6 protein-coding genes are annotated in these 9288 nt (G+C 70.6%); all 6 read left to right on the top strand.

Annotated elements, in window-relative coordinates; translation table 11 throughout:
* The first annotated feature begins 24 nt into the window (after window positions 1-24).
* Window positions 25-1614 (top strand): PucR family transcriptional regulator, encoded by a 1590-nt coding sequence (locus ACQKIP_RS15100; protein WP_365866639.1) that lies wholly within the window; start codon window positions 25-27, stop codon window positions 1612-1614.
* Between the two features lie 171 nt (window positions 1615-1785).
* Entirely contained in the window at window positions 1786-3231 is a 1446-nt protein-coding gene (locus tag ACQKIP_RS15095; RefSeq protein WP_361390085.1) for an aldehyde dehydrogenase family protein, read from the top strand.
* Window positions 3232-3459: 228 nt separating this feature from the next.
* Complete coding sequence (locus tag ACQKIP_RS15090; protein ID WP_365866641.1) at window positions 3460-5406, top strand: acyl-CoA dehydrogenase family protein; 1947 nt, start codon at window positions 3460-3462, stop codon at window positions 5404-5406.
* 110 nt (window positions 5407-5516) lie between these two features.
* Window positions 5517-6773 carry a 1-deoxy-D-xylulose-5-phosphate reductoisomerase gene (dxr, locus tag ACQKIP_RS15085; RefSeq protein WP_365866643.1) on the top strand — a complete coding sequence of 419 codons (1257 nt, stop codon included), beginning with the start codon at window positions 5517-5519 and terminating at the stop codon, window positions 6771-6773.
* Window positions 6770-8071 (top strand): M50 family metallopeptidase, encoded by a 1302-nt coding sequence (locus ACQKIP_RS15080; protein ID WP_365866645.1) that lies wholly within the window; start codon window positions 6770-6772, stop codon window positions 8069-8071. The genes dxr and ACQKIP_RS15080 overlap by 4 nt, the downstream gene beginning before the upstream one ends.
* Window positions 8072-8234: 163 nt before the next feature.
* On the top strand, window positions 8235-9288 hold a 1054-nt coding region (ispG, locus tag ACQKIP_RS15075), incomplete at its 3' end, for a flavodoxin-dependent (E)-4-hydroxy-3-methylbut-2-enyl-diphosphate synthase (protein WP_427743148.1).

The raw sequence follows: 9288 nt of genomic DNA, 5'->3' as shown, positions 1-9288 counted from the left end.
CTGCTGACCCGACCTGAAGGTCCCATGCCGCCCACGCTCGCCTCCCTCGTCCATCACTCCGCGCTGAAGCTCACCGTGCGCGCGGGTGAGGAACATCTGGACGCGCCCGTGCGCTGGGCGCACGCAAGTGAGCTCACCGACCCCGTGCCCTACATGGAGGGCGGCGAGCTCCTGATGATCACCGCGCTCAAGCTGGACGCGGAGGACCCCGAAGCCATGCGCCGCTACGTGAAGCGGCTCGCGGCGGCGGGGGTCGTCGGGCTCGGCTTCGCGGTCGGCGTGCACTACAAGGACATCCCCGAAGCCCTGGTCGACGCCGCCGCGGACGAAGGGCTTCCGCTCCTTGAGGTGCCGCGGCGCACGCCGTTCCTGGCCATCAGCAAGGCCGTGTCCGCGGCCATCGCCGCCGACCAGTACCGCGCGGTGACGGCGGGCTTCGCGGCCCAGCGCGAGCTGACCAAGCAGGCGCTGAGCGACGGCCCCGAGGGACTGCTCGGCGCGCTCGCCGCGCAGGTCGACGGCTGGGCCGCGCTGTACGACGCGTCCGGCGCCGTCGTCGCCACGGCGCCCGAATGGGCCTCGCGGCGCGCCGCCCGGCTCGTCTCCGACGTCGAACGCCTTCGCGACCGGGCCGCGCCCGCGAGCGCGGTCGTCGCGGGCGCGGAGGACCGGGTGGAACTGCACTCGATCGGCACGGGACGGCGGCCCCGCGCCGCGCTCGCCGTCGGCACGGCCTCCACCCTCGGCACCGCCGAGCGGTACGCACTGCACTCCGCCATAGCGCTGCTCACCCTCACCACCGAGCGCAACCGCTCGCTCCAGGCGGCCGAGGCCAGGGTCGGCTCCGCCGTCCTGCGGATGCTGCTCGCCGGGGAGCCGGAGCACGCCCGCACGGTGGCGGGGGAGTTGTACGGCAGCCTGCTCGACGCGCCGTTCCGCCTGGTCGTGGCGGAAGTCCCGGCCTCCGCGACCCCGGAGGACGGCGACCCCTTCGCCGCGCTCACGGACACCGTCGAGTCCGCCGCCGCCCGGGCAGGCGAGGCCCTTCTCGTCGTCCCCTACGGCGAGCGGCTCGTGCTGCTCGTCGTGGACGGCGGCGCGGGCGTGGCGGCATGCGTCGCGTACGCGCAGACGCTGGAGGCGGGGCGTTCCGAGGTGCCCGAGGGTGCCGCGGCCGACGGGGCGGCCCTCCTGCTGGGGCTCTCCGCGCCCGCGGGCCCGATCGCGGCGGCCACCGCCTACAAACAGGCCGACCAGGCGCTCTCCATCGCCCGGCGCCGGGGCCGCGCGATGGTCGAGCACGAGGACCTGGCGGCGGGCTCGGTCCTGCCGCTGCTCGCCGACGACGCGGTGCGCGCGTTCGCCGACGGGCTGCTGCGCGCCCTGTTCGAACACGACGCCACCGGCCGCGGCGACCTCATCGCATCCCTGCGCGCCTGGCTCTCGCGCCACGGCCAGTGGGACGCGGCGGCGGCCGACCTGGGCGTCCACCGCCACACGCTGCGCTACCGCATGCGCAGGGTCGAGGAGATCCTCGGCCGCTCCCTGGACGACCCGGACGTCCGCATGGAGCTGTGGCTCTCGCTGAAGGCGACGTCCAGCGGTACGGAGTAACGGAGTAATCAAGCGGTACGGAGTGACTGCGGGGGAAATGCGCCCCTGCCAAAGAGGCGTGGCCCCAAAGAGCACTACTCCGCGTCGGACAAACGTCCCGCACCCTTCCCGCCCCTACGGTGGGGAACGTACCCCCCAAGACACACCTTCGCGGAAGGGCCGGGAATCGACATGACTTCCATCCACGCCTTCTGGCTCGCCGGTCGCCAGACCACCGGTGAGACCACTCTCGACGTCACTTCGCCCTGGGACGGGCGGCTCGTCGGCAAGGCGGCGGTCCCGACCGACGCCCAGGTCGAGGAGGCGGTCGCCGCCGCGTACGCCGTGCGCGACGAGTTCGCCGCGACCCCGGCGCACGTGCGGGCAGCCGCGCTCGACCACGTGAGCCGCAGGCTCGTCGAGCGCACGGAAGAGATCGCCCAGCTCATCTCCGCGGAGAACGGCAAGCCGATCAAGTGGGCCCGCGGCGAGGTCGGCCGCGCCGTCTCCGTCTTCCGGTTCGCCTCCGAGGAAGCCCGCCGGTTCAACGGCGGCGAGGCCCAGCGCCTGGACACCGACGCCGGCGGCCAGGGGCGGCTCGCCTTCACCCGCCGCTTCTCGAAGGGTGTCGTCCTCGGCATCGCGCCGTTCAACTTCCCGCTGAACCTCTGCGCGCACAAGATCGCCCCGGCCATCGCGTCCGGCACGCCGATCATCCTCAAGCCGGCGCCCGCGACCCCGCTCTCCGGCCTGCTCATCGGCGAACTGCTCGCCGAGACCGAGCTGCCCGCCGGGTCCTGGTCGATCCTTCCGGTCGCCAACGAGAAGATGCCCGCCCTCGTCCAGGACGAGCGCCTTCCGGTGATCTCCTTCACCGGCTCCGAGAAGGTCGGCTACGCGATCCTGGACTCCGTCCCGCGCAAGCACTGCACCCTGGAGCTCGGCGGAAACGGCGCCGCCGTCGTCCTGTCCGACTTCTCCTCCGACGAGGACCTGGACTGGGCCGCCGCGCGCATCGCGACCTTCTCCAACTACCAGGGCGGCCAGTCCTGCATCTCGGTGCAGCGGGTCATCGCCGACGCCTCCGTGTACGACCGGCTCGTGCCGCGCGTGCTTGCGGCCATCGAGGCGCAGAACACCGGCGACCCGTCCGACCCGCAGACCGACGTCGGCCCGCTGGTCAACGAGGACGCCGCCAAGCGCGTGGAGTCCTGGGTCGACGAGGCCGTCCAGGCGGGCGCCCAGCTGCTCGCGGGCGGCAAGCGGGACGGCGCCTCGTACGCGCCGACCGTGCTCGCCGACGTACCGGGCGAGGTGACGATCGCCGTCGAGGAGGTCTTCGGGCCGGTCCTCACGATCAAGAAGGTGGACGGCGAGGCGGAGGCGTTCGCCGCCGTCAACGACTCCAAGTACGGCCTCCAGGCGGGCGTCTTCACGCACGACCTGCAGACCGCCTTCCGCGCGCACCGCGCCCTGGAGGTGGGCGGCGTGGTCATCGGCGACGCCCCCTCCTACCGCGCCGACCAGATGCCGTACGGCGGCGTCAAGCAGTCCGGCGTGGGCCGCGAGGGCGTCCGCTTCGCGATGGACGACTACACCTACGAGCGGGTCATGGTCATGACGGGCCTCGACCTGTAAGCAGGTCAGCCCCGAACCGGACGGCCGGAGCCCACTGTGCGGGGGCTCCGGCCGTTCTCCGTGTCCGGGGACGCGATGCGCCGAACGCTGCGCGAAGACTGGTGGGCTCCGGACGAATCGGGTACATACGATCCATACGATCGAGTAGCACCAGTCAGTAACCGACCGGGTCGAGATCGGGTCAACCGGAGCCGATCGACCCCAGTTCGCGGCGAGGTGAGCTCCTCAATGCCCGCACCATCCACACCCCCTTCCGGGGCGTCCGTCAGTGAACGCGAGGCCAGGCAGGTGGCGGAGGCCGCCCGCGAACAGGACTGGCGCAAGCCCAGCTTCGCCAAGGAACTCTTCCTCGGCCGCTTCCGGCTCGACCTGATCCACCCGCACCCCCTGCCCGCCGACGAGGACGCCCGGCGCGGCGAGGAGTTCCTGGCCGCGCTCCGCGACTTCTGCGAGACGAAGATCGACTCGGCCCGCATCGAGCGCGAGGCGAAGATCCCCGACGAGGTGATCAACGGCCTCAAGGAACTCGGCGCGCTCGGCATGAAGATCGACACGAAGTACGGCGGTCTCGGCCTCACGCAGGTGTACTACAACAAGGCGCTTGCCCTCGTCGGTTCGGCCAGCCCCTCCATCGGCGCGCTGCTCTCCGCCCACCAGTCGATCGGCGTACCCCAGCCGCTCAAACAGTTCGGCACGCAGGAGCAGAAGGACGAGTTCCTGCCGCGCTGCGCCCGTACGGACATCAGCGCGTTCCTGCTGACCGAGCCGGACGTCGGCTCCGACCCGGCGCGCCTGGCGACCATGGCGGTGCCCGACGGCAACGACTACGTCCTGGACGGCGTGAAGCTGTGGACCACGAACGGCGTCGTCGCCGACCTCCTGGTCGTCATGGCCCGCGTCCCGAAGTCCGAGGGCCACAAGGGCGGCATCACGGCCTTCGTGGTGGAGGCCGCGGCCGAGGGCATCACCGTCGAGAACCGCAACGCCTTCATGGGCCTGCGCGGCCTGGAGAACGGCGTGACCCGCTTCCACCAGGTCCGCGTCCCGGCGGCGCACCGCATCGGCCCGGAGGGCGCGGGCCTGAAGATCGCCCTGACGACCCTCAACACCGGGCGCCTCTCGCTGCCCGCCATGTGCGTCGGCGCGGGCAAGTGGTGTCTGAAGATCGCCCGTGAGTGGTCGGGCGCACGGGAGCAGTGGGGCAAGCCGGTCGCGCTGCACGAGGCGGTCGGCGCGAAGATCTCCTTCATCGCGGCGACGACCTTCGCCCTGGAGGCCGTACTGGACCTCTCCTCCCAGATGGCCGACGAGGACCGCAACGACATCCGCATCGAGGCGGCACTCGCCAAGCTGTACGGCTCCGAGATGGGCTGCTTGATCGCGGACGAGCTGGTGCAGATCCGCGGTGGCCGCGGCTTCGAGACCGCCGAATCCCTCGCGGCCCGCGGCGAACGCGCCGTCCCGGCGGAACAGGTCCTGCGCGACCTGCGCATCAACCGCATCTTCGAGGGCTCGACGGAGATCATGCACCTGCTGATCGCGCGCGAGGCCGTGGACGCGCACCTGAAGGTGGCCGGCGACCTGATCGACCCGGACAAGTCCCTCTCCGACAAGGCGAAGGCGGGCGCGAGGGCGGGCGGCTTCTACGCCCGCTGGCTGCCGAAACTCGTCGCGGGCCCCGGCCAGCTCCCGCGCTCGTACACGGAATTCCACCCCAGCGGCCACACGGACCTCTCCCCGCACCTGCGCTATGTGGAGCGCAATGCCCGCAAGCTGGCCCGCTCGACGTTCTACGCGATGTCGCGCTGGCAGGGAAAGATGGAGACCAAGCAGGGCTTCCTGGGCCGCGTGGTCGACATCGGCGCCGAACTCTTCGCGATGAGCGCGGCGTGCGTACGCGCCGAGCTCCTGCGCACGACGGAGGGCCACGGCCGCGAGGCCTACCAGCTGGCCGACACCTTCTGCCGCCAGTCCCGCATCCGCGTCGACGAACTCTTCGACCGCTTGTGGACCAACACGGACGACATCGACCGCAAGGTGGTCAAGGGCGTCCTGAACGGCATGTACACCTGGCTGGAATCCGGCGTCGTCGACCCCAGCGGCGAAGGCCCCTGGATCGCGGACGCGACACCGGGCGCGAGCAGCCGGGAGAACGTCCACCGGCCGATCCGCTGACGTGCTTTCCGGGGCGTTCGCTCGCACAGGGACGCCCCGGAACACGATTCCGGCCGACCGGATCGGGGCGCAGTGTCTCCTCACACCGCCACCCAGGCAAGAATGGGGGGATGAGCGACAGTCCAGCCCCCCTCGCCGACCCGCATCTCGTCTTCGACCCCGTCGTGACGGACGGTCCGCGGGACATCGTCATCCTCGGCTCGACCGGGTCGATCGGCACCCAGGCCATCGACCTCGTCCTGCGCAACCCCCGTCGCTTCCGCGTCACCGCGCTCTCCGCCGCGGGCGGCCGCGTCGCGCTGCTCGCCGAGCAGGCCAGGCAGCTGCGGGTGCGGACCGTCGCCGTGGCCCGCGAGGACGTCGTACCGGCGCTGCGCGAGGCGCTGGAGGGGCAGTACGGCAGCGAGCCGCTGCCCGAGATCCTCGCCGGGCCCGACGCGGCCACACAGCTCGCCGCCTCCGACTGCCACACCGTGCTGAACGGCATCACCGGCTCGATCGGGCTCGCGCCCACCCTCGCCGCGCTCGAAGCGGGCCGCACGCTCGCCCTCGCCAACAAGGAGTCGCTGATCGTCGGCGGCCCGCTGGTGAAGGCCCTCGCCAAGCCGGGGCAGATCATCCCCGTCGACTCCGAGCACGCCGCGCTCTTCCAGGCGCTCGCCGCCGGCACCCGCGCCGATGTGCGCAAGCTGGTCGTCACGGCCTCCGGCGGCCCGTTCCGGGGACGCACGAAGGCCGATCTGGCGAACGTCACGCCCAAGGACGCGCTCGCGCACCCCACCTGGGCCATGGGCCCGGTCATCACCGTCAACTCCGCGACGCTCGTCAACAAGGGCCTGGAAGTCATCGAGGCACACCTCCTCTACGACATCCCCTTCGAGCGCATCGAGGTCGTCGTCCACCCGCAGTCCTACGTGCACTCCATGGTCGAGTTCACCGACGGATCGACGCTGGCCCAGGCCACGCCGCCCGACATGGGAGGCCCGATCGCCATCGGCATCGGCTGGCCCGAACGCGTGCCGGACGCCGCCCCCGCCTTCGACTGGACCAAGGCGTCCAGCTGGGAGTTCTTCCCCCTCGACAACGACGCTTTTCCGTCGGTCGGGCTCGCCCGGCACGTGGGGAAGCTCGCGGGCACGGCCCCGGCAGTGTTCAATGCCGCCAACGAGGAGTGCGTGGACGCGTTCCTGAACGGCGCCCTGCCCTTCAACGGGATCATGGAGACCGTGACGGAGATCGTGGCCGAACACGGCACGCCGTCGGCGGGAACTTCGCTGACCGTCGCGGACGTCCTCGAAGCGGAGACCTGGGCGCGCGCCCGGGCACGTGAACTGACGGCGAAGGCGACCGCGGAGGCCCGCGCATGACGACCCTGATGATGATCCTCGGCATAGTCGTCTTCGCGGTCGGGCTGCTGTTCTCGATCGCCTGGCACGAGCTGGGCCACCTGTCGACCGCCAAGCTGTTCGGCATCCGCGTGCCGCAGTACATGGTCGGCTTCGGCCCGACGATCTTCTCGCGCAAGAAGGGCGACACCGAGTACGGCGTCAAGGCCATCCCCCTCGGCGGCTACATCCGCATGATCGGCATGTTCCCGCCGGGCCCGGACGGCCGCATAGAGGCACGCTCGACGTCTCCGTGGCGCGGCATGATCGAGGACGCCCGGTCGGCCGCCTTCGAGGAGCTCAAGCCCGGCGACGAGACCCGCCTCTTCTACACGCGCAAGCCGTGGAAGCGCGTGATCGTGATGTTCGCGGGCCCGTTCATGAACCTGATCCTCGCCGTGGTGATCTTCCTCGGCGTGATGATGACGTTCGGCATCAGCACCCAGACGACGACGGTCGGCAAGGTCTCCGACTGCGTCATCCAGCAGAGCGAGAACCGCACCAAGTGCGCGAAGGGCGACACGGCCGCGCCCGCCAAGGCGGCCGGCCTCAAGCTCGGCGACAAGATCGTGGGCTTCCAGGGCAAGCCCGTCGACGACTGGTCCGCGCTCCAGGGGAAGATCCGCGAGACCATCGGCCCGGCCACCATCACGGTCGAGCGCGACGGCAAGCAGATCGACCTGCACGCGAACCTGATCAAGAACCAGGTCAGCAAGACGGACGGCGACGGCGGCTATGTGGAGGGGAAGTACGTCTACGCGGGCTTCCTCGGCTTCACCCCCGCCACCGGCATCGTCAAGCAGAGCTTCGGCGACTCCGTGAACCGTATGGGCGACATGATGGAGAACGGCGTCGAGTCGCTTATCGCCCTGCCGTCCAAGGTCCCCGACCTGTGGGACGCGGCCTTCGGGGACGGCGACCGCAAGCAGGACTCCCCGATGGGCGTCGTCGGCGCGGCCCGCGTGGGCGGCGAGGTCTTCACCCTGGACATCCCGCCGGAGAACCAGGTCGCGATGATGCTGTTCCTGGTCGCGGGCTTCAACCTCTCCCTGTTCCTGTTCAACATGCTGCCGCTCCTGCCGCTGGACGGCGGGCACATCGCGGGCGCACTGTGGGAGTCGCTGCGACGGCACGCGGCCAAGCTTCTGAAGCGGCCCGACCCGGGCCCCTTCGACGTCGCGAAGCTGATGCCGGTCGCGTATGTGGTGGCCGGGATCTTCATCTGCTTCACGATCCTCGTCCTGATCGCGGATGTAGTTAACCCGGTAAGAATCTCCTGATAACGCGAAGTTTGCGGCGGCCGGACACGCTATGTGTCCGGCCGCCCACCATTGGGTGGACTTGGGGGCGGGATGTGCTCGGGCCCTGTGGGGTGCCGTAATCTCGAAGCCTGGAGCCCGCCGAACTCGGGACCTTGATCCACACCTTGGGGATGCACGCCAGATGACTGCCGTTTCTCTCGGAATCCCGTCCGTACCGACCAAGCTCGCCGACCGCAGGGTCAGCCGCAAGATCCAGGTCGGTACGGTCGCCGTCGGCGGGGACGCACCTGTTTCGGTGCAGTCGATGACGACGACGCGTACGTCCGACATCGGGGCGACGCTTCAGCAGATCGCCGAGCTGACGGCGTCCGGCTGCCAGATCGTGCGGGTCGCGTGCCCGACGCAGGATGACGCGGACGCGCTGTCGACGATCGCGCGCAAGTCGCAGATCCCGGTGATCGCCGACATTCACTTCCAGCCGAAGTACGTGTTCGCGGCGATCGACGCGGGCTGTGCCGCGGTCCGGGTGAATCCGGGCAACATCAAGCAGTTCGACGACAAGGTCAAGGAGATCGCGCGGGCCGCGAACGACGCGGGCACCCCGATCCGGATCGGCGTCAACGCGGGCTCGCTGGACGCGCGCCTCCTCCAGAAGTACGGCAAGGCCACTCCGGAGGCCCTGGTCGAGTCGGCCCTGTGGGAGGCGTCGCTCTTCGAGGAGCACGGCTTCCGTGACATCAAGATCTCGGTCAAGCACAACGACCCGGTGGTCATGGTCAACGCCTACCGCCAGCTGGCCGCGGCCTGCGACTACCCCCTGCACCTCGGCGTGACGGAGGCGGGTCCCGCCTTCCAGGGCACGATCAAGTCGGCGGTCGCCTTCGGCGCGCTGCTGAGCGAGGGCATCGGCGACACGATCCGCGTCTCGCTGTCCGCGCCGCCCGCCGAGGAGGTCAAGGTCGGCATCCAGATCCTGGAGTCCCTCGGCCTGCGCCAGCGGCGTCTGGAGATCGTCTCCTGCCCGTCCTGCGGCCGTGCCCAGGTCGACGTGTACAAGCTGGCGGACGAGGTCACGGCGGGCCTCGACGGCATGGAGGTGCCGCTGCGCGTCGCGGTCATGGGGTGTGTCGTGAACGGGCCGGGGGAGGCCCGCGAGGCGGATCTCGGTGTCGCGTCCGGCAACGGCAAGGGGCAGATCTTCGTCAAGGGCGAGGTCATCAAGACCGTCCCCGAGT

This window comes from Streptomyces sp. NPDC059900, assembly GCF_050270335.1.
Lineage (GTDB): Bacteria > Actinomycetota > Actinomycetes > Streptomycetales > Streptomycetaceae > Streptomyces.
Note: the sequence above shows the minus strand (reverse complement) of the source record. Positions and strands in the feature narration are given on the sequence as shown.

Excerpts from the sequence above, each read along its gene's own strand:
- ACQKIP_RS15100 (WP_365866639.1), top strand. The coding sequence starts at position 25 with ATGCCGCCCACGCTCGCCTCCCTCGTCCATCACTCCGCGCTGAAGCTC.
- ACQKIP_RS15095 (WP_361390085.1), top strand. The coding sequence starts at position 1,786 with ATGACTTCCATCCACGCCTTCTGGCTCGCCGGTCGCCAGACCACCGGT.
- ACQKIP_RS15090 (WP_365866641.1), top strand. The coding sequence starts at position 3,460 with ATGCCCGCACCATCCACACCCCCTTCCGGGGCGTCCGTCAGTGAACGC.
- dxr (WP_365866643.1), top strand. The coding sequence starts at position 5,517 with ATGAGCGACAGTCCAGCCCCCCTCGCCGACCCGCATCTCGTCTTCGAC.
- ACQKIP_RS15080 (WP_365866645.1), top strand. The coding sequence starts at position 6,770 with ATGACGACCCTGATGATGATCCTCGGCATAGTCGTCTTCGCGGTCGGG.